Genomic DNA, 18,211 nt, shown 5'->3' on the forward strand with positions numbered 1-18,211 from the left:
ACCCGCCGATCCTGACCGCGATCAACGAGGCGACGCGCGAGGCGGTGATCTCGGGACTGGAGCACTATGCAGAGTCCCTGCCGCGCGAGCGACGCTTCATGCTCAGCCGCTACCATGTGGTCGACGTCGTCCACCGCGTGGTCGGGGTCGGCAGCGTGGGCACGCGGGCCTATCTCGCCCTCCTGTTCGGCAATTCCGATCAGGATGCCCTGTTCCTCCAGGTGAAGGAGGCGATCACCCCGTCCCACGCGCCCTATGTCGCGCCGCTGCCCGAGCCCTATGGCTCCCATGACGGCGCGCGCGTCGTCTACGGCCAGCGCCTGCTGCAGGCCGTCGGCGATCCGCTCCTCGGTTGGACGACGATCGGCAAGCGGCCCTTCTATGTCCGCCAGATGAAGAACATGAAGGGCGAGATCCCGCATTCGCTGCTCGGCGGCCGCTCGCTGACGTTCTTCGCCTTCGGCTACGGCGCGCTCCTGGCGCGGGCCCATGCGCGTACCGGCGATGCGGCGGCCATCGCCGGCTATTGCGGCGGGGCCGAGAACCATGCCTTCGACGACGCGCTCAGCGACTGGGCCGAGGGCTATGGCGACCAGAACGCGCGCGACCATCAGGCGCTCGTGGAGGCCATGGCCACCGGGCGTCTTCCCGGTGGCGCGGCGGCGCAGGCTTGAGCGCCGCGGACGTTCGGCGGACGCCGGAAATCCGCCAGCGGCCGCTCGGAGCCCGACGGGCGCTCCGGATCCCGTCGGCGTGGCTCGTCGTGGAAGCACACCGGATCCACGTCTCGCGGCGGCACACACGCTTGTGTCGCCTCATCACCCCATGCGTTCCTTTGGGTCGCGGATCATCCTTGTCGAGCCGGCGCCCTCGAACCCTGGCTGAACCCGCTCGTTCAGCTTCGGTTCAAGCGGATGGCCTATCGCGGGACGCAAGGTGACCGGCCGTTCGCAAGTGTCTGACGAGGTCGTTGGGAGTTCCGGACATGCGTGTGCTTCTCGTGGAAGACGATCCCGTCCTCGCTCGCGAGATCGCGCATGCGCTGCGCGCCGAGAACTTCGCCGTCGACCATGCGTCCAATGGCGAGGACGGGCTGCACATGGGCGAAACGGAAGCGTTCGACGCCGCCGTGCTCGACCTCGGCCTGCCCAAGATCGGCGGCGTCGAGGTGCTGCGCGGCTGGCGAGCGGCCGGGCGCGGCCTGCCGGTCCTGATCCTGACCGCACGCGACGGCTGGAGCGAGAAGGTCCAGGCGTTCAAGGCGGGGGCGGACGACTATCTCGTGAAGCCGTTCCGCGTCGAGGAACTCGTGATGCGGCTGCGGGCGCTCGTGCGGCGCTCGCGAGGCCACGCGGACGCCCGCATCTCGTGCGGGCCGCTCAGCTTCGATGCCCAGGTCGGCACCTTCGAGCGCGACGGCCTGCCCCTGAGGCTGACGGCGCTCGAATGGCGCATCCTCTCCTGTCTCATGTTGCGCAAGGAGATCGTCGTCCCCCGTGCCGATCTGATCGAGCGCGTCTACGAGGGCGACGCGGACGTCGATTCGAACTCGCTCGAGGTCATCATCGCGCGGCTGCGCCGCAAGATCGGACGCGACATGATCGAGACCTCGCGCGGCCTGGGCTATCGGTTGACGGCGAGCGGAGGGGCGGCGTGAGCAAGGGGGGTGCCGGGGCATCGCCATCCCAGGCATGGTCGCTGCGCGCCCGCCTCGTCGCATCGGCCGCCGTGTTCGTGCTCGCCGCGATCGTGGTGGTCGCCTTCGTGCTGACCGCCATCCTGAACCGCACCGTGCGCGGCGAGATCGCGAGCCGCCTCGATCTCCAGATCTCGACCATCCGAAGCGAGCTTCTTCTGCCACAGCCTCCCCCGCCCGGATCCCCGCCTCGTCCCGGCCCGCCGCTGGGCGGGGACGAGAGGGTCCGCATCGCGGGCGCCCTCGCAGGTGGACGCCTCGATGCCCCGCCCTTCGACCGACGCAGGTCAGGCTGGTACTGGCAGGTGGACGGCATGGACGAACGAGGGACCTTCGAACCGGTGGCTGCCTCCCGCTCGCTCGCAGGACGAGCGCTCCGCCTCGGCGACGAGGAGGCCGATCGACTGGCGCCGGGGCGCGGGCCGCCGCATCGGCTGGAAGAGGCGGTGGGCGTTGCGGGAGAGCGTCTTCTGCTGCGCGCGGCGAACGTAGAGCTGGACGGCCGACCCTATCGCATCCTGGCGAGTGCGCCTGCGGGCGCCCTCCGCGACCCGTTGCGGGCGGCCGCCGCGGCTGTCGCGCTGACGCTGTTCCTGCTCGGCCTCGCGCTGGTCGCGGCGATCGTGGTGCAGGTGCGCTTCGGCCTCCAGCCTCTCGAGGCGCTGCGACGTCAGCTGGCGGCGGTTCGCGCCGGCGAGGTGGAGCGGATCGAGGGCCGCCAGCCCTCGGAACTGTCGCCGCTCGTGGCCGAACTCAACGCCCTGATCGAGCAGGATGCGGCGAATCTCCGCCAGGCGCGTCTCCACGTCGCCAACCTCGCGCATGGGCTGAAGACGCCGCTCGCCAGCCTGTCGGCGATGGTGGAGCGGCAACCGGCGGACGCGGGCCGCACCGAACTGCTCGGCTTGGCGGAGCTCATGGATCGCCGCATCCGCCATCACCTGCGCCGCGCCCAGACGGCGGCCCTCGGCAGCTCGACGCGCCGGCGCACGGACCTCGCTGTTCACGTCGCCGACCTCGCCGCCATGTCGCGCCGGTTCCATGCCGGCTCGCCGCTGTCGATCAAGACGCAAGGCCCGGATACGCTGTTCGTTGCGGTGGACGGCGAGGATTGCGACGAGATGCTCGGCAACCTCCTCGACAACGCGATCCGCCACGCTCGGGCCCGCGTCGCCCTGTCCTACGGCCGGACCGAGAACGAGGCCTGGATCCGTGTGGCGGACGACGGGCCGGGCCTTGCGGAACACGAGATCGCCGTCGTGCAGCAGGCGGGGCGTCGGCTCGACGAGAGCGAGCCCGGCCACGGCTTCGGCCTGCCGATCACGCGCGAGATCGCCGAGCTCTACGGCGGCAGGCTGGAGCTCGGGCGAGCCGACGAAGGCGGTCTGGCGGCGTGCCTGCGCTTGCCGACGGCCTCCGGCACCGATCCGCGTTGAGCCAAGGCACACGCTCCCGCCGCCCCGGACGCGACCGCGCGGGGGACGAAGCGAACGATCAGGATCGACCGCTTCCGTTCAACGATCGAAGGGTCTCCGCCGACTGCGCCGAGCCGAAACCCGTCTGACCACTCCCAGGCGTCCGCGTTCTCGCCCGTCCGAGGCCAGAACGGGTGGTTTCCCGACGGTTTGCTCTCGAACTGGGAACCGAGAAAGCTGCCGCCCGCAAGCAAAGGTGAGCGTTGCGAACGAACGATCCCCTTCTATGCCGCAGGCACGGAAACGGTCACTCGCAGAAACGTTGCCTCGATCACGGTAGTCGATTTCGAGGGGCTGGCATTCTGTCTCTCGAAGAGGTCTTCGAGCTCGCCTTGAAGATCAGCGTTCCGACCCGCGGCGGCGGCGGCCTCAAACGCATTCATTGTCGGTCCGTAGTACAGCCGGAACGCGTCAACGACCTTGGATGGTGGATCCGGAAACTCGAACCGGAACGAGTCCCTGTCGAACGAAATCCGGTCCGCGGCGATGCCAGCCGCTTCGAAACGCTCGGTGACATCTGCCTCGATGCCCCACCTCATCGGGCTGACGAAACCTTCGGGCGGAGGCGGTGAGTACGCGGAGCTTATTTTCAGAACCTGCGCCACGAGCGTCGGATCGTTCGGGATCCAATTGCCCATGAAGATGCGTCCACCAGGGCGCGTGACGCGGACCATCTCCTTGGCAACGTCGAAGGGTCGGGGGGCGAACATGGCACCGAAGACGCTGACGACCAGATCGAAGGTCTTGTCTTCCAGGTCCGAAAGGTCGCTGGCATCGCCTTCCTGGAACAGAATATTCGTGAGGCCCTGTTCCCGCGCCCGTCGATTTCCGGCCGCAACGAGATTGCTGGCGATATCGACGCCCAGCACATCTGCCCCTAGCTTCGCCGCCGGGATGGCGGTCGTACCGTCGCCGCAGCCGAGATCGAGGACCTTCATGTCCGATCTTATGCCCAGGCTGCCGACAAGAGCTTCGCCACTGCTGCGCATGCCGGTCGCGATGCGCGTAAAATCACCTTTCTCCCAAAGCGCTTTGTTCGGATTCATCACATCCTCCCATGAGACTGATGCCGACTATCTCTGCATTCTCAGCGCGAGCAGGACGGAAAATGGCATGGGGCAGGTCGCGAAATTGGCGGCGGCGGTCGAGTCAGGTTGTGAGCGGGCAACTCTCCCCGCATTCTACCCAAAGACATCGTGGTGACAGCGACGCCCAAGCATCGCCTGATCGCTCATGGATCATACCGCATTCGTTGTTGAGCGCAAAGCCACCGCCATTGGATGTCGCCCGAATGAAGTCTTAAGAAAAAGAAGGATCGAAAGTTGTCGGTCCACCCGACCAGAGACACCTCGGCCTTCAAACGGGTGGCCAGGGGATCGTCCGCTTTTCGGCGGCCTCAGGCCCTGTTGTAGGCCCAGCCGTCCTTGGCGCCGAGCGCCTTGGCGAAGGCGTCGCGGCCGGTGCCCGCAAGCCATTGCGAGAAGCGTTTGAGGTCCGGCTCGATCCGGCGCAGGGCGTCGAGATCCGCGTGTCCCGCGACCGGACCCTCGTCCATGAGCTCGGTCAGCTTGGCGAGAAAGGGATTGGCCGCCAGAACGTCGTCGGCAAAGCGCGCATAGGCGATGGGGCGGCCCGCCGCGTGGCTGAACAGCGCTTCCAGCTCGCTCCCCGTCAATGCGTCGCCTGCGATCTCGAACGTCTGCCCGCCGAACCGTTCCGGGCCCGCGAACACGGCGGCCACGATCCGGCCGATATCCTCGACGGCGATGAACTGCATCGACTGGTCGGGCCGGGCGAAGAAGGTGAAGCGGTCCTCGTCCAGCCCGAAGCCCGGCATCGTCAGCATCTCCATGAAGGTCGCCGGGCGCACGATCGTCCAGGTGATCGGCAGGGTGCGGATATGGGCCTCGATCCGCGCCTTCGTATCGAAGTGAGCGACGCCCGTCGGCTCCTCGCCTACCGCAGCGCCCGAACTGTAGACGAGATGCCGGACGCCGCTCTCCACCGCCAGATCCGCGACCGCGACCCCGTACCGGACCTCGTCCTCGTCCGTCACCTCGCCGGTCGGCGAACTCGGCTGGACGCTGAACACCCCCCGGACGCCCTCCATCGCGCGTTGCAGGGAGGCCCGGTCGTCGAAGCTGCCCTGCACCAGTTCGGCACCGGCCTCCGCAAGCGCCCTCGCCTTCGCGGACGACATGTCTCGCACCAGGGCGCGAACGGGTCGCTTCCCCCTCAAAAGAGCGTTCGCGACCGATCCGCCCTGTTGGCCGCTGGCGCCGAACACGAGAATGGGCAAGGGACGGGACATCGTGAGAACCCTTTGGTTGCTGCAAGGGTTCTCCATCTATACCCATGCAGCCCGGGTCGGAAGACGGCACACGAGCCACCCTCGGGCACAGGAATGATACGAATGGAGCGACGGATCCACGGACGGCCCTACGAGGAGACCGACAAGGGCCCCGTGTTCCGCCCGTGCGCCCCGAACAGTGTCCTCGCGCGGCTCGGCGACAAGTGGACGATCCTCGTCATGAGCCATCTGGCGGTGGCGCCGGGGCACCGCCTGCGCTTCTCGGCCCTGAAGAACGGCATCGAGGGCATCACGCAGCGCATGCTCACCGTCACGCTGCGCCATCTGGAGCGCGACGGGCTCGTGGCGCGCCATTACTTTCCCGAAGTGCCGCCGCGCGTCGAGTACGAGCTGACCGAGATGGGGACGGGCATGCTGCCCGCCCTGGAAGGCTTCACCTCCTGGATCCGGGACAACTGGCCGCGCATCGAGGCGTGCCGTCGCCGCTACGACGGCGGGGACGACGCCGCGCCATGACCCCGCGGATCCGACACCTCGTGCCGGTCGGCGGATGGGCGCCGCGTTCGCCGGGGCGCGACATCCGTTTCCCGATGGCGGAGGCCGCGCGTGCGCAGATCGCCGCGCCCGGCTGGAGATGAACCCCGTGCCCTAGATCGCGCGCGTCGCTCCGCCGTCGACGCGCAGCTTGGTGCCGGTGACGTAGGATGCCTGCTGCGAGGCGAGGAAGACCACGGCCGCCGCGAACTCGGCGGGCTGGCCGTAGCGTCCGGCGGGGATAGCGGCGATCGAGGCTTTCTGCACGGCCTCGACGCTGGTGCCGGAGCGCGTTGCGTTGGCCGCGTCGAGTTCGGCGAGCCGCGTCGTCTCGATGCGCCCGGGAAGCACGACATTGACGGTGACGCCGTCGCCCGCGACCTCCCCGGCCAGCGTCTTCGACCAGCCGACGACGGCGGCCCGGATGCCGTTGGACAGGGCGAGGTTCGCGATCGGCTGCTCGACGCCGGACGACGCCACCGTGACGACGCGGCCCCAGCGGCGCTCGCGCATCGGCGGCAGGAGGCGTCCGGTGAGGTGGAAGAGGTTGGCGGCCATCGTCTCGAACTGCGCCAGCCAGATGCCGCGCGCCACCGACGCGGCCGGGCCGGGCGGGGGGCCGCCGGAATTGTTGACGAGGATGTCGACGCCGCCGTCCGCCAGGAGCCGGTCGGCCAAGGCGTCGATCGTGGCGACGTCCGAGAGATCGGCCGAGACGGCGGTCAGCCCCGCGATGCCGCCGCCCCAGGCCTCGATCGCCTCGGCGTTGCGGGCGACGGCGGTGACCGCAACGCCCTCGGCGAGCAGCCCCTCGGCGATCGCGCGTCCGAGGCCGCGGCTCGCGCCCATGACGAGCGCGCGGCGGCCCGTGATTCCGAGATCCATCAGTTCAACTCCTTCAGGCGCTGTTCCTGCCGCGCCACCAGCCGTTCGATGTCGGCGACCGTCTGCGGCGTGAGGCTGCCGCCCGGCCGACGCAGCGCGGCGCTCGCAATGATGCCGCGACGTGCCATGACATACTTGCGCACCGCAAGGCCGACGCCCGGCTGCTGCTCGAAGCGGGCGAGCGGGAGATAGGCGTCGAAGAGGTCGTGCGCACGCTCGACCTCGCCGGCCTGCATGTGCCGGACGACGTCCACCATCATCTCGGGATAGGCGAAGCCCGTCATCGCGCCGTCCGCGCCGCGTCCCATCTCCTCGGGCAGGAACATGCCGCCGTTGCCGCACAGGATCGAGATGCGTCGGTCGAGCGAGCCCTCGGCACGCAGCGCCGTGATCTTGTCGAGCCCCGGCCAGTCCTCGTGCTTGAGGCAGACGCAGGTCGGCAGATCGCGCACGATGCGCCGGATCACCGGCACCGACATCTGCACGTTGGTGACGAGCGGGAAGTCCTGCAGCACGAAGGGCACGTCGCCGGTGAACTCGGCGGCCTGCTGGTAGTAGGTGACGATCTGGTCGTCGGTGCGCAGCGCGCCGGGCGGCGCGATCATCACGCCCGCCGCGCCGTCGTCCATCACCATCTTCGTCAGCGCGGCCATCTGCGCGAAGCCCGCCGCCGAAACGCCGACCACCACCGGCACGCGGCCGGAGACGCGGGCGAGAATGCGCCGGACGACCGTCTGCGATTCCTCGATCGTCAGCTTCTGCGCCTCGCCCATCATCCCGAGCACGGTGAGCCCCGTGGCGCCGCAATCGAGGTAGAAGTCCACCATCCGATCGGTGCTTTCGAGATCCAGCGCCCCGTCGTCGCCAAACGGCGTGACGGCGATGACGTAGACGCCCTTCGCGCTTTCGTTCAGTCGCATCACCGGTGTTCTCCTTGGTTCTGTTGGGCGCGGGCCAGCGCCACGCGGCCGATGGCCATGGCGGCCGCGGCCTCGCAGGGTTCGATGACGGGTCTGCCGACCGCGTCCTCCAGCGCGGCCCGAAAGCGGGTCATGCCGGCGCAGCCGAGGATCAGGACGTCGGCGCCATGCGCATCGCGTAGAGTCCGCCCGACCTCCTGGAGGCGCCCGAAGGTCCGCGTCTCGTCGGTGAGTTCGGCGACGCCGAGTTCGAGGGGCAGGTCGGCGGCGAGGCGGTCCATGACGCCCATGGCGCCGAGCATGCGCATGTGGCGCGGCACCGAGCGCTGGAGGATCGACAGGATGCCGAAGCGCTGGCCGACCGACATCGCCGTCAGGATCGCGCTTTCCGCAATACCGAGCACCGGGCGACGGCTCTGCTCGCGCAGTGCGGCAAGACCGGGATCGGAGAAGCAGGCGACCACGAAGGCCGAGGCTTCGTCTTCCAGCGCTGCGGCGCGCCGGAGGAGCGGCGCGACGACGCCGTCGACATGGGCCTGGGTCTCGATCCCCTTCGGTCCCTCGTCGAGCTGGATCGCCGCGATCGGCACGGGGCTGGAGGCGCGTAAGCCGTCCATCGCCCGGTCGATGCCGGCCGTCACCACCTCGCTGGAATTCGGGTTGACGATGAAGATGGTCATGGGCGCTTGCCCTCCGCGTCGGTTCGGGGATAGCGCGCCCGGCCCCAGAAGCCGTCCGGCAGCCCCAGCATGTCCTTCGCGCCGATCCGCGCGATCATCCGCTCGGCCTCGGCTTGCGCGTCGGCGAGGACGCCGGCCATGTCGGTGCGCACCGGCCGTCCGTTGCGCAACAGGACCTCGCCGCCGACCAGCACCGTGTCGACGTCGTTGCCGTTGGCGAAATAGGCGACGCGAAAGGGCTCCATGTTGGCGGGATAGAGATGCGGGCGCTGCATGTCGACGAGGATCAGGTCTGCCGCCTTGCCGGGCTCGAGCGAGCCGATCGCGTCGTCCATCCCGAGCGCCCTCGCCGCGTCGATCGTCACCATCTCCAGCGCCTTGCCCGGCGGCAGGACGCTCGCGTCGCGAAAATGCCGGCGATGGTAGTGCATGGCCTGCTGGACGTGGCGGAACATGTCGGCGGAGCGGTCCGGTGCCGTGGCGTCCGATCCGATCGCGACGACCGCGCCCGCCTCGATCAGCTCGATCGCCGGGCAGCGGCCGAGGATTGAGGCGATGGCGCTCGGGTTGTGGGCGATCCGCGTCTGCGTTCGGGCGCAGAGCGCGATCTCGTCCTCGTCGATGTCGATGCAGTGGGAGAGAAGCGCATCGGGGCCGAGGAGGTCGAGAGCGGCCGCGCGGCGGATCGAGCCGCGCCAATGGCCGTCCTGCGTGAACAGGAGGCCGTGCTCGCGCGAGGCGGCGCGCACGAGCCTGGCCTGCCGCAACGCCTCGGCATAGTCGGCCGGCGGCATCGCCGCCTCGTGCTCGTCGCGCAGCACGGGGTAGAGGAGGGCGAGGCTCACCGTGCCGCGCCCGTGCCAGTCCCGGATCAGGCTCCGGCACGTGTCCATCTGCTGCTCGAAGCTGACGGGATAGGGCAGGGGACGGTCGTGCGCGTCGCGCGTGGCGTAGGTGCGCGGATGCGGTGCGCGTGTCGGGCCGACGGCCACCACCGAGCGCGTGCCGATCTCCTCGACGCCCTCGCAATGGGCGGCGCCATAGGCGGGATCGTCCGTGCGCATGATCGTGTCGCCGCCGCCGAGCAGCGAGACGCCGCAGGTGACGCCGAAGCGCAGCCGCTCCATCGCGGCCAGCCGCGCTTCGGCGTACCAGAATTCCGGCGGCGATCCTTGCGTGTAGACCTCGCCGCAGATCCGCTCCCAATGGTCCCCCTGTTCCATGCCCATGGTCTTGATCAGACCGTGGCCGGCATGGGCGTGAACGTCGATGAGGCCCGGCAGCATCACCTGGCCCGCAGCATCGATCGTCCTGGCGGCGGGATGGCTCGCCGCGACATCCGCCCGTGGGCCGACGGCGACGATGCGGCCGGCCTCGATGGCCACCGCACCATCGGGGATGACCCGGCGCGCGGCATCCATCGTGACGACGTGGGCGCCGGAGACGACGAGGTCAGCCACGAAGCACCTGCGCCAGTCGCGTGACGTCGAGGACGGCGTCCTTCGGCAGCGTGAAGCCCGGATGATCCCCCCGCAGCCCCGTCACGCGGACCGGATTGTAGAGCGTCAGCCAGGCGGGATCGTGCTGCAGGACGCCGTAGGCCTGCGCGTAGATCGCGTCGCGCGCCGCCTCGTCCGTGGTTCGCCGCCCTCGGTCGATCAGGTCTTCGACCTCGGGGTTGTGGTAGCCCTCCCACCAGGACCCCTGGACCCGCGCATCGAGCTTCTCGACGAGGACGCGGTAGGTCGAGAGCGGGCTGGAATCGAACACGGCGAGGTCGCCGATCTCCTTGCGCCGCACCTGATGGGCATAGGCCTCGCGGTCCTCGTGATAGGTGACGTCGAGGGCGACGCCGATGGCGGAGAGCTGGGTTCCGAGCGCCGCCGTGAGCCGCACCGCCTCGTCCGGCAGGCGGGTCGGGCAGGAGACCGTGAGGGTCAGCGCGCCGGGATGACCGGCCTCCGCCAGAAGGGCGCGCGCCGCCTCCAGATCGCGCGCGGGCGCCGGGTCGCGCCCGGCGCCGAAATGAACGGGGCTGACGAAGCCGTGGAGCGGCGTCGCGCCGCCGTCCATGACGTCGCGCACCAGCGCGTCGCGGTCGAGCGCCAGCGAGAGGGCACGGCGAAGGCGCGGGTCCCGAAGCGGACCGCGCGCGGCGTTCATCAGGAAGATGATGGCGACCGGATTGAGTGTCTCGACCCGGGTCGTCCCGGGGCCGAGATCCCCTGCGAAGGGAAGGTTGGTCGCCACATCGGCCCTTCCGTCGTGCAGCGCCGCCAAGCGCGCCTCGGCATCCGGCATCGCCTGAAATACGAGCGAAGGCCGCGCGCCGCCCGCAAGGGGACGAAGGCGCACCGACCCTTCCGACACGGCATCGACACGGTAGGGGCCGGTTCCCGCGATCGCCGCGACGTCGCCGGCATCCATCCGGCGCAGGCTGTCCGGCGAAGCGATGAAGCCCTGCACGAGGACGTCGAGGAGATCGGCCATCGGCTCGGCGAGATCGATCCGGAGGTCGAGCCCTTCGCCCGCGATCTCGGCGTCGCCGAGATACTGGCGCCAGACGGCGGGGGCGCCGAGCGTGTAGCCCTTGTCCTCGCGCGCCATGCGGCGGAGAGATTGCGCGGCGGCATCCGCATCGCAGCGGCTGGCGTCGTGGAACGTCGCGCCGTCGCGGAGGCGGAACCGCCAGCCGCGGGCGTCCGGCTCGACCGACCAGCTTTCGGCGAGGCCGGGAACGAAGCCGGCGTCGCCGCGCCGCACGAGCGTTTCGCAGATCGCCGAGAGAATCGACAGGTCGTCCGCCGCGTCGGTGCAGTCGTGCGGGTCGACGAGATCGGCCCGCCGCTGGAGAATGGTGACGGGCGGCGTCATGCGAGGTCCCTTTCCGGCTCGTCGGTCAAATGGCAGGCGACCGACCGGCCGCCGCCGGCATCGCGCAGCGCGGGCCGCTCGGTCCCGCAGCGCTCGAAGGCGAAGGGGCAGCGGGTGCGGAAGCAGCAGCCATCGGGAAGCGACAGGGCGCTCGGCACCTCGCCGGTCAGCGCGATTTCCGTCTTCGCGCGGGCCGGGTCGATGCTCGGCGCTGCCGACAGGAGCGCGCGCGTGTAGGGGTGGCGCGGACCTTGGAACAGGGTGTCGCGAGGGCCGATCTCGACGAGGAAGCCGAGATACATGACGCCGATCCGGTCGGCGATGTGATGCACCACCGACAGGTCGTGGCTGATGAAGAGATAAGCCAGCGCGAATTCGTCGCGCAGGTCCATCATCAGGTTGAGGATCTGCGCCTGCACGGAGACGTCGAGCGCCGAGACCGGCTCGTCGGCGATGATGAGGCCGGGATTGACCGAGAGCGCGCGCGCGATGCCGATCCGCTGTCGCTGGCCGCCGGAAAACTGGTGGGGATAGCGACCGGCATGCTCGGCGTTGAGCCCGACCTTGGCGAGCAGCAAGGCGACGCGTTCGGCCACCTCGCGCGGGGCGAGCGTTCCTTGCGCGCGCAAGGGTTCGGCCACGATGTCGCGCACCTTCTGGCGCGGGTTCAGCGAGGCGAACGGGTCCTGGAAGATCATCTGCATCTTGGAACGGTGCGGCAGCAGCGCGCCTTGCGGCAGGGCGGCGATGTCCTGACCATCAAGCCGGATCGTGCCTGCGGTCGGCTCGTAGATGCGCGCCACGGACTTGGCGAGCGTGGACTTGCCGCAGCCGGACTCGCCGACGATCGCCAGCACCTCGCCCTTGGCGATCGACAGGCTCACCCCGTTGACCGCCTTCACCACGCGGTCCTCGAGGCGCAGACGGCCGCCTCGCAGGCTGATGCGTTCGAGAAGGCCGGGGTTGAGGCTGAACTCCTGGCGAAGGTCGCGGACCTCGAGCATCGCCGTCATGCCGGGCCTCCCGCGGCAAGAGGAAAGTGACAGGCCGCGAGGCCCCCGCCCGGCTGCGGCAGGAGCTGCGGCTCGACGCTGGCGCACAAGGGTTGCGCGCGCGGGCAGCGGGCGCGGAAGGCGCAGCCTTCGGGCAGGTGGCGCACGTCCGGCACGGTGCCGGGGATCTGCCGCAGGCGGGGCTGACGGTGATCGGGGTCGGGAATCGAATCGATCAGTCCGCGGGTATAGGGATGGGCCGGCGCTTCCAGGATCTGCCGCACCGGGCCCGTCTCGACCACGCGTCCGCAATAGAGGACGGTCACCTTGTCGACCATCTCGGCGACCACCGCGAGGTCGTGGGTGACGAGGATCAGCGAGGCACCCTGGTCGCGGATCTCGCGGCGCATGAGGCGCAGGATCTGCGCCTGGATGGTGACGTCGAGCGCCGTCGTCGGTTCGTCGGCGATGATGAGACGGGGCTTGGCGAGCAGCGCGATGGCGATCACCACGCGCTGGCGCATGCCGCCGGAGAACTGGTGGGGATAGCTGTCCAGCCGCTCGGCCGCGCGCGAGATGCCGTTCGCCTCCAGCATCTCGATGCAGCGGGCACGCCGCGCCGCCTTGTCGAGATCGGTGTGGAGGCGCAGCATCTCGTCCATCTGCCGGCCGATCGTCTGGACCGGGTTCAGCGAGGTCATCGGATCCTGGAAGATCATCGCGATCTCGCGCCCGCGGATCGCGCGCAGGCGCTTCTCCGATGCCTTGGCGAGGTCTTCGCCGCGGAACATGATCTCGCCGCCCTCGATCCTGCCCGGCGGGTCGATGAGGCCGAGCAGCGAGAAGCCGACGACGGACTTGCCGCCGCCCGACTCGCCGACGAGCCCCATGATCTCGCCGGCGCCCAAGTCGAAGCTGACGCCGTTCACCGCCTTCACGGTGCCGGAGAATGTGTGGAACCAGGTGCGCAGGTCGCGCACGGCAAGGAGGGGAGGGTGTTCGGCCCGGGGTTCGGGCGAGGGTCGGGAATGCATGGCCAACCCTATTTCAGCCGGGGATTGAGTTCGTCGCGCAGGAAGTCGCCGACGAGATTGATGCCGAACACCATCGCCATGATCATCAGGCCGGGGAACAGGGAGGTCCACCAGAGGCCGGAGAAGAGGACGTCGAAGCCGTTCTTGATGAGAAGGCCGAGCGAGGGCTGGGTGACCGGCACGCCGACGCCGAGGAAGCTGAGCGAGGCCTCGATCAGGATGAAGGTGCCGACCTGCACCGTCGCCACCACGATCAGCGGGGTCAGGACGTTGGGCAGGATGTGGCGGCGGATGATCGGCCCGGTGCGAAGGCCGGCGACGCGCGCCGCCTGGACGTATTCGCGGTTGCGCTCGCCGAGCGTCGAGCCGCGCACCGTGCGGGCGTAGACGACCCAGCCGACGGCGGTCAGCGAGATCAGGATCTTGTCGATGCCCGTACCGAAGGCCGACATCAGGAACAGCGCGATCAGCATGGACGGGAACGACAGCTGGATGTCGGCGACACGCATGATCACGGCGTCGATCCAGCCCCCGAAGTAGCCCGCCATGAGGCCGAGGAAGGTGCCGATGACGCAGGACATCAGCGTCGCGGCGAGCCCGATCAGGGCCGAGATGCGCGTGCCGTAGACGACGGCCGCCAGCACGTCGCGGCCCTGCCCGTCGGTGCCGAGCCAGTATTTCGGATTGCCGCCGTCCATCCAGGCGGGCGGCAGGTAGCTGTCCATCAGGTCGAGTTGCATGACGTCGTAGGGGTTCTGCGCCACCAGCGCGGGGCCGAACACGACGATGAAGGCGCACACGAGGATAATCGCGGATCCGACGATGGCGGAGGCGTTGCGCCGCCAGTTGTGGGCGAGCTGCGAGGAAAGGAGGCCCGTCGTCATCTCAGCGCACCGTGATCCGGGGGTCGATGACCGTGTAGAGAAGGTCGATCACGAAGTTGATGACCACGAAGATCAGCGCGACCAGCATGAGGTAGACGACGATCACCGGGCGGTCGGCGCGGTAGATGCTGTCGATCAGGAGCTTGCCCATGCCGGGCCAGGCGAAGATCGTCTCGGTGATGGTGGCGAAGGCGATGAGATCGCCGAGCTGCAGGCCGAAGATCGTCACCACCGGGATCAGCGCGTTGCGCAGGCCGTGCCCGTAGAGGACCTGGGATCGCGAGGCGCCCTTGGCCCGGGCGAATTTCATGTAGTCCTGCCGCGTCACCTCCATCATGCCAGCGCGCGTGATGCGCAGGAGGATGGCGAGCGTGCCGACCGAGAGCGTGACGGCGGGCAGGACGATGTGCTGCCAGCCCGACCAGGTGGCGAGCGAGGTCTCGATGCCGAGGACGGTGCCGACCGCGCCGCGCCCCGAGGAGGGAAAGATCCGGTACTCCACCGCCAGCACCCAGATCAGCATCATCCCCACCCAGAAGCCGGGCAGCGAGACGCCGAGCAGCGAGCCGGACATGATGAGCCGCGACAGGGGCTTGCCGGGATTGGCCCCGGCATAGACGCCGAGCGGGATCGCCACGACGGTGGCGATACCCATGGCGACGACGACGATCTCCATCGTCGCCGGCAGGCGTTCCAGGATCAGCGAGAAGGCCGGCTGGCGGAACACGTAGGACAGGCCGAGGTCCCCCTGAAGGAGGCCCTTCAGGAAGATGCCGTACTGGACGAGCAGCGTCTGATCGAGGCCGAGGATGCGGCGGGCCTGCTCGATCTCGGCCTGCGTGGCATCGATCGGGACGACCATGAAGACGGGGTCGCCGGTGAAGGTCGTCATCAGGAAGACGATGACCGAAACCGCCCAGAGCACGACGAGCGTCTGGATCAGCCGTCTGACCGTGAATGCGAACATGAGGGATGCCCTTCAACCGGAGCCGGGACGCGGCACGCGCGCCCGGGCGATCGGCAAGTCCTTACTCGGCGACGTCCATCTCGTAGGCCCAGATGAACTTGTCGACGCGCGGCTCGAAGGTGACCGTGTCGCGCGAGGCGTAGATGTCCTGCTCGTAGTGGATCGGGATCATCGGGATGTCGGCGAGAAGAAGCTTGGTCGCCTCCTGCAGATGGGCGTCGCGCTCCTCGACCTTGGCAGTCGAGTCCGCCTTGTCGAGGAGGGCGTCGACCTCCGGGTTCGAGTAGCTCGTCCGGTTCACCTCGCCGTAGCCCGGCTTCTTGTCGCGGCTGTAGTAGAGCGAGTTGTACATCGAGCCGGCATCGCCGGACGGCACGTCCCAGCCGGACATGATCATGCTGGAGTTCGGCGAGGGCGTGCGGATGTAGCCCCAGAAGTTCGATTTCGGCATCAGGTTGAGCTTCAGCTGGATGCCGATCTTGCCGAGCATCGAGGTCAGCGCCTGGGCGACCTGCGCGTCGTTGACGTAGCGGTTGTTCGTGGCGTCGAGCGTCACCGCGAAGCCGTCGGCGACGCCCGCCTCCGCCATCAGCGCCTTGGCGCGCTCGAGATCGAACGGGTACATCTGACGGAAGTCGGCGCCCTCGACATAGCCGAGGTGCGATTCCGGCACGAACTGCGCGGACGGGGTCGCCAGCCCGTTCATGATGACGCGGTCGATGGCGGCGACGTCGATCGCGCGGGCCATCGCCTCGCGCACGCGCCGGTCGGTCATCGGGTTTTTGCCGGTGATGGTCGGCGAGGCCTCGCGCACGTCGAGCGCCAGGAGGATGTTGAGAAGGCTCGGTCGCGTCTCGACCGTGACGCCGCTTTCCGCCTTCACGCGGTCGATGTCGCGCACCGCCAGGTCCTGCACCACGTCGAGCTCGCCGGTCAGAAGCGCGGCGGTGCGCGTGGCGGGGTTGGTGATCGGGCGGAACACCACCGTGTCGATCTTCGCCTTGCCGCCGTAGTAGTCGGGGAAGGCTTCCAGCGTCAGCCGGTCTTCCTTGGCCCACTGCTTCAGGCGATAGGGGCCGGTGCCCATGGGCTTGAGGCCGAGCTCGGCGTCGCCGACCTTCTTGGTGTAGGCCTCGTTGAGGATCAGGATCGCGGCGAGGTCGTTGGGCAGGGCGGCATAGGGGCCGGGCGTCGCGATCTCGACCGTGCGATCGTCCACCGCCTTGGCGCTCGCGATGTTGGCCGAGAGATTGGACATGACCGAGGCCTTGAGCCGATCGATCGTGAACACGACGTCGGAGGCCTTCAGCGTCTCGCCGTTGTGGAACTTGACCCCCTCGCGGAGCTTGAAGACCCAGGTCTTGTCGTCCTTCTGCGACCAGCTTTCGGCAAGGCCCGGCCCGAACTTCAGGTCCTTGTCGCGCCGCACCAGCGGGTCGTAGAGGTGGTAGAACATGATGTTGCTCGACAGTTCCTCGCCCGCCTGCGGGTCGAGGATCGTCGGGTCCGAGGTCAGGCCGATCGTCACCTCCTTCGCGTCCGCCGCGGTGGCGAAGGCCAGGGGCGCGAGGGGAAGGGCGGCGGCCAGCGCCGCGCCGGCGAGCAGGCAACGGATCGATCGATGCAGGGTCATCAGGTCCTCCTCCAGGTGGTGTCTTGCCGGCGTTCGCCGCGTCGTGTCGGGGCGTGGGTTCAGTCCAGCGCGGACTGAACCTCGATCTGGTAGCCTTCGGGGTCGTCGAAGACGAAGGCGCGGATCCTCAGCGCCGCGCTGTCCTTCGGCTCGGTGAGGCCTGCGACGCCATGCGTGCTCACATGGGCATGCCAGGCATCGACGTCGGGCACGCGGATGCAGAGCTGCACGGGCTTGGGGTCGCTGGCGCGGTGCATGCCGCGCGTTTCGTCGACGAGGCCGACATGGGCCGCGCCGGTGATGCGGTAGATCTTCGACCAGCCCTGGTCGATGGCGAGCTCGAAGCCGAGGACGCTCTCGTAGAAGGCCACGGCACGATCGAGGTCGCGATAGTAGAGAAACGTGATCCCGAGGCTCGGCCCTTCCGGCCGCGCGGTGAACTCTCCGGTCATCGATTCCCCCTCTCGTATGCTGTCGATATCCAAACGGTATACACAGAAAATGGCAAGAGGATTCTATGCTGCCCTGCAGCATGCCGTCGGGTCAGAACAGGCGCGACAGGTGACCGAGGATCGCGGCGCGGGCGTTGTCGATATGGCGCAGCATCGCCGCCTCGGCGCGCTGCGGATCGCGGGCGAGGATCGCATCCACGATCGCGATATGCTCGTGGCATCCCGGTTCGAAACGCTCGGGAATCGAGCCGTTGTCGAAGATGCGCGTCTTCAGCTTCAGGCCCTTGACGAGGTCGGTCAGGAGAGCGGAGCCTGCCGTTCGCGCGATCAGCGTGTGGAAGTCCTCGTCGAACTGGGCGTAGTCCGCAACGCTCGGGCGCTCGCCCTCCAGATATTGCGCCAGCCGCTTGCGCATGGCGAGGAACGGCTCCGGCGAGACGTTCACGCCGGCGGCCTGGCGCGCCGTCTCGCCTTCCAAAAGCCGCCGGACATGGAGGATCTCCATGATCTCGGTCACCGAGATGCGGCTCACCGTCGGCACCCCGCCGCCGCCGTTTCGGGTGACCAGCCCCTCGCTCGTCAGCTTGGCCACCGCCTCGCGCACAGGGGTGCGCGAGACGCCGAGGCGCTCGGCGAACAGCTTCTCCTGCAACGGCGTGCCGGCCGGCAGTTCGCCCGCGAGGATCATCGCCTTCAGGCGATCGTGCACCGATTGCCCCAGCGTCTGCGCCGTCGTGGATTTGAGGCTCATGATCGCTCCTTCGCCTCGCGCCTTTGCGCCTGCATATGCCATGGATCCATGCTCGCCGTCATCGACGGTTTCCGGTTGCGCGACAGTGTATACATTGGGTATCCCTTGGCAAGAAGCCGGTCG

Annotated in this window: 19 protein-coding genes; 5 read left to right on the plus strand and 14 right to left on the minus strand. The window is 68.8% G+C overall.

All coding sequences use genetic code 11. The features are described from left to right. The 3 genes from AUL34_RS08320 to AUL34_RS08330 form a co-directional block, all read left to right on the plus strand. On the plus strand, window positions 1–674 hold a 674-nt coding region (locus tag AUL34_RS08320; protein ID WP_156420838.1), incomplete at its 5' end, for a DUF2252 family protein. A 311-nt stretch (window positions 675–985) separates the two neighbouring features. Next, on the plus strand, window positions 986–1,657 hold the full coding sequence (locus tag AUL34_RS08325) for a response regulator transcription factor (RefSeq protein WP_061933135.1): 672 nt from the start codon (window positions 986–988) through the stop codon (window positions 1,655–1,657). After that, window positions 1,654–3,132 carry a HAMP domain-containing sensor histidine kinase gene (locus AUL34_RS08330; protein WP_061933138.1) on the plus strand — a complete coding sequence of 493 codons (1,479 nt, stop codon included), beginning with the start codon at window positions 1,654–1,656 and terminating at the stop codon, window positions 3,130–3,132. The genes AUL34_RS08325 and AUL34_RS08330 overlap by 4 nt, the downstream gene beginning before the upstream one ends. A gap of 263 nt (window positions 3,133–3,395) precedes the next feature. Here the strand turns inward: AUL34_RS08330 and AUL34_RS08335 are convergent, their stop codons facing one another. Together AUL34_RS08335 and AUL34_RS08340 are read right to left on the minus strand one after the other, a co-directional pair. Then, window positions 3,396–4,217 (minus strand): class I SAM-dependent methyltransferase, encoded by an 822-nt coding sequence (locus tag AUL34_RS08335; RefSeq protein WP_061933141.1) that lies wholly within the window; start codon window positions 4,215–4,217, stop codon window positions 3,396–3,398. Between the two features lie 350 nt (window positions 4,218–4,567). Beyond that, window positions 4,568–5,518 (minus strand): NmrA/HSCARG family protein, encoded by a 951-nt coding sequence (locus tag AUL34_RS08340; RefSeq protein ID WP_370539034.1) that lies wholly within the window; start codon window positions 5,516–5,518, stop codon window positions 4,568–4,570. 66 nt (window positions 5,519–5,584) lie between these two features. Between AUL34_RS08340 and AUL34_RS08345 the strand changes: the two genes are divergently transcribed. Both AUL34_RS08345 and AUL34_RS22995 read left to right on the plus strand, forming a co-directional pair. Continuing rightward, window positions 5,585–5,998 (plus strand): helix-turn-helix domain-containing protein, encoded by a 414-nt coding sequence (locus AUL34_RS08345; protein WP_061933144.1) that lies wholly within the window; start codon window positions 5,585–5,587, stop codon window positions 5,996–5,998. Continuing rightward, the gene (locus tag AUL34_RS22995) at window positions 5,995–6,120 is read left to right on the plus strand and encodes a hypothetical protein (protein ID WP_274532650.1); all 126 of its coding nucleotides are present in this window, start codon (window positions 5,995–5,997) and stop codon (window positions 6,118–6,120) included. Before AUL34_RS08345 ends, AUL34_RS22995 begins: the two co-directional genes overlap by 4 nt. Window positions 6,121–6,130: 10 nt before the next feature. Here AUL34_RS22995 and AUL34_RS08350 read toward each other — a convergent pair whose 3' ends face one another. The 12 genes from AUL34_RS08350 to AUL34_RS08405 form a co-directional block, all read right to left on the minus strand. Further along, window positions 6,131–6,901 (minus strand): SDR family oxidoreductase, encoded by a 771-nt coding sequence (locus AUL34_RS08350; RefSeq protein ID WP_061933146.1) that lies wholly within the window; start codon window positions 6,899–6,901, stop codon window positions 6,131–6,133. Beyond that, window positions 6,901–7,824 (minus strand): dihydrodipicolinate synthase family protein, encoded by a 924-nt coding sequence (locus AUL34_RS08355; protein ID WP_061933149.1) that lies wholly within the window; start codon window positions 7,822–7,824, stop codon window positions 6,901–6,903. Before AUL34_RS08355 ends, AUL34_RS08350 begins: the two co-directional genes overlap by 1 nt. Beyond that, entirely contained in the window at window positions 7,821–8,501 is a 681-nt protein-coding gene (locus AUL34_RS08360; RefSeq protein WP_061933151.1) for an aspartate/glutamate racemase family protein, read from the minus strand. Before AUL34_RS08360 ends, AUL34_RS08355 begins: the two co-directional genes overlap by 4 nt. Then, on the minus strand, window positions 8,498–9,961 hold the full coding sequence (locus tag AUL34_RS08365; protein WP_061933153.1) for an amidohydrolase family protein: 1,464 nt from the start codon (window positions 9,959–9,961) through the stop codon (window positions 8,498–8,500). Before AUL34_RS08365 ends, AUL34_RS08360 begins: the two co-directional genes overlap by 4 nt. Beyond that, window positions 9,954–11,375 carry an ABC transporter substrate-binding protein gene (locus tag AUL34_RS08370; RefSeq protein WP_061933155.1) on the minus strand — a complete coding sequence of 474 codons (1,422 nt, stop codon included), beginning with the start codon at window positions 11,373–11,375 and terminating at the stop codon, window positions 9,954–9,956. The genes AUL34_RS08365 and AUL34_RS08370 overlap by 8 nt, the downstream gene beginning before the upstream one ends. Next, on the minus strand, window positions 11,372–12,388 hold the full coding sequence (locus tag AUL34_RS08375) for an ABC transporter ATP-binding protein (RefSeq protein ID WP_061933157.1): 1,017 nt from the start codon (window positions 12,386–12,388) through the stop codon (window positions 11,372–11,374). The genes AUL34_RS08370 and AUL34_RS08375 overlap by 4 nt, the downstream gene beginning before the upstream one ends. After that, entirely contained in the window at window positions 12,385–13,401 is a 1,017-nt protein-coding gene (locus AUL34_RS08380; protein WP_061933269.1) for an ABC transporter ATP-binding protein, read from the minus strand. Before AUL34_RS08380 ends, AUL34_RS08375 begins: the two co-directional genes overlap by 4 nt. A gap of 8 nt (window positions 13,402–13,409) precedes the next feature. Continuing rightward, the gene (locus AUL34_RS08385) at window positions 13,410–14,285 is read right to left on the minus strand and encodes an ABC transporter permease (RefSeq protein WP_061933159.1); all 876 of its coding nucleotides are present in this window, start codon (window positions 14,283–14,285) and stop codon (window positions 13,410–13,412) included. Between the two features lies 1 nt (window position 14,286). Next, entirely contained in the window at window positions 14,287–15,252 is a 966-nt protein-coding gene (locus AUL34_RS08390; protein WP_061933161.1) for an ABC transporter permease, read from the minus strand. Between the two features lie 61 nt (window positions 15,253–15,313). Then, on the minus strand, window positions 15,314–16,885 hold the full coding sequence (locus tag AUL34_RS08395) for an ABC transporter substrate-binding protein (RefSeq protein ID WP_061933163.1): 1,572 nt from the start codon (window positions 16,883–16,885) through the stop codon (window positions 15,314–15,316). A 59-nt stretch (window positions 16,886–16,944) separates the two neighbouring features. Next, window positions 16,945–17,337, minus strand: coding sequence for a VOC family protein (locus tag AUL34_RS08400; RefSeq protein ID WP_061933165.1), 393 nt, complete (start codon window positions 17,335–17,337; stop codon window positions 16,945–16,947). Between the two features lie 91 nt (window positions 17,338–17,428). Beyond that, complete coding sequence (locus AUL34_RS08405; protein WP_061933271.1) at window positions 17,429–18,088, minus strand: GntR family transcriptional regulator; 660 nt, start codon at window positions 18,086–18,088, stop codon at window positions 17,429–17,431. Window positions 18,089–18,211 lie beyond the last annotated feature (123 nt).

Source organism: Aureimonas sp. AU22 (assembly GCF_001463745.1).
Classification (GTDB): domain Bacteria; phylum Pseudomonadota; class Alphaproteobacteria; order Rhizobiales; family Rhizobiaceae; genus Aureimonas.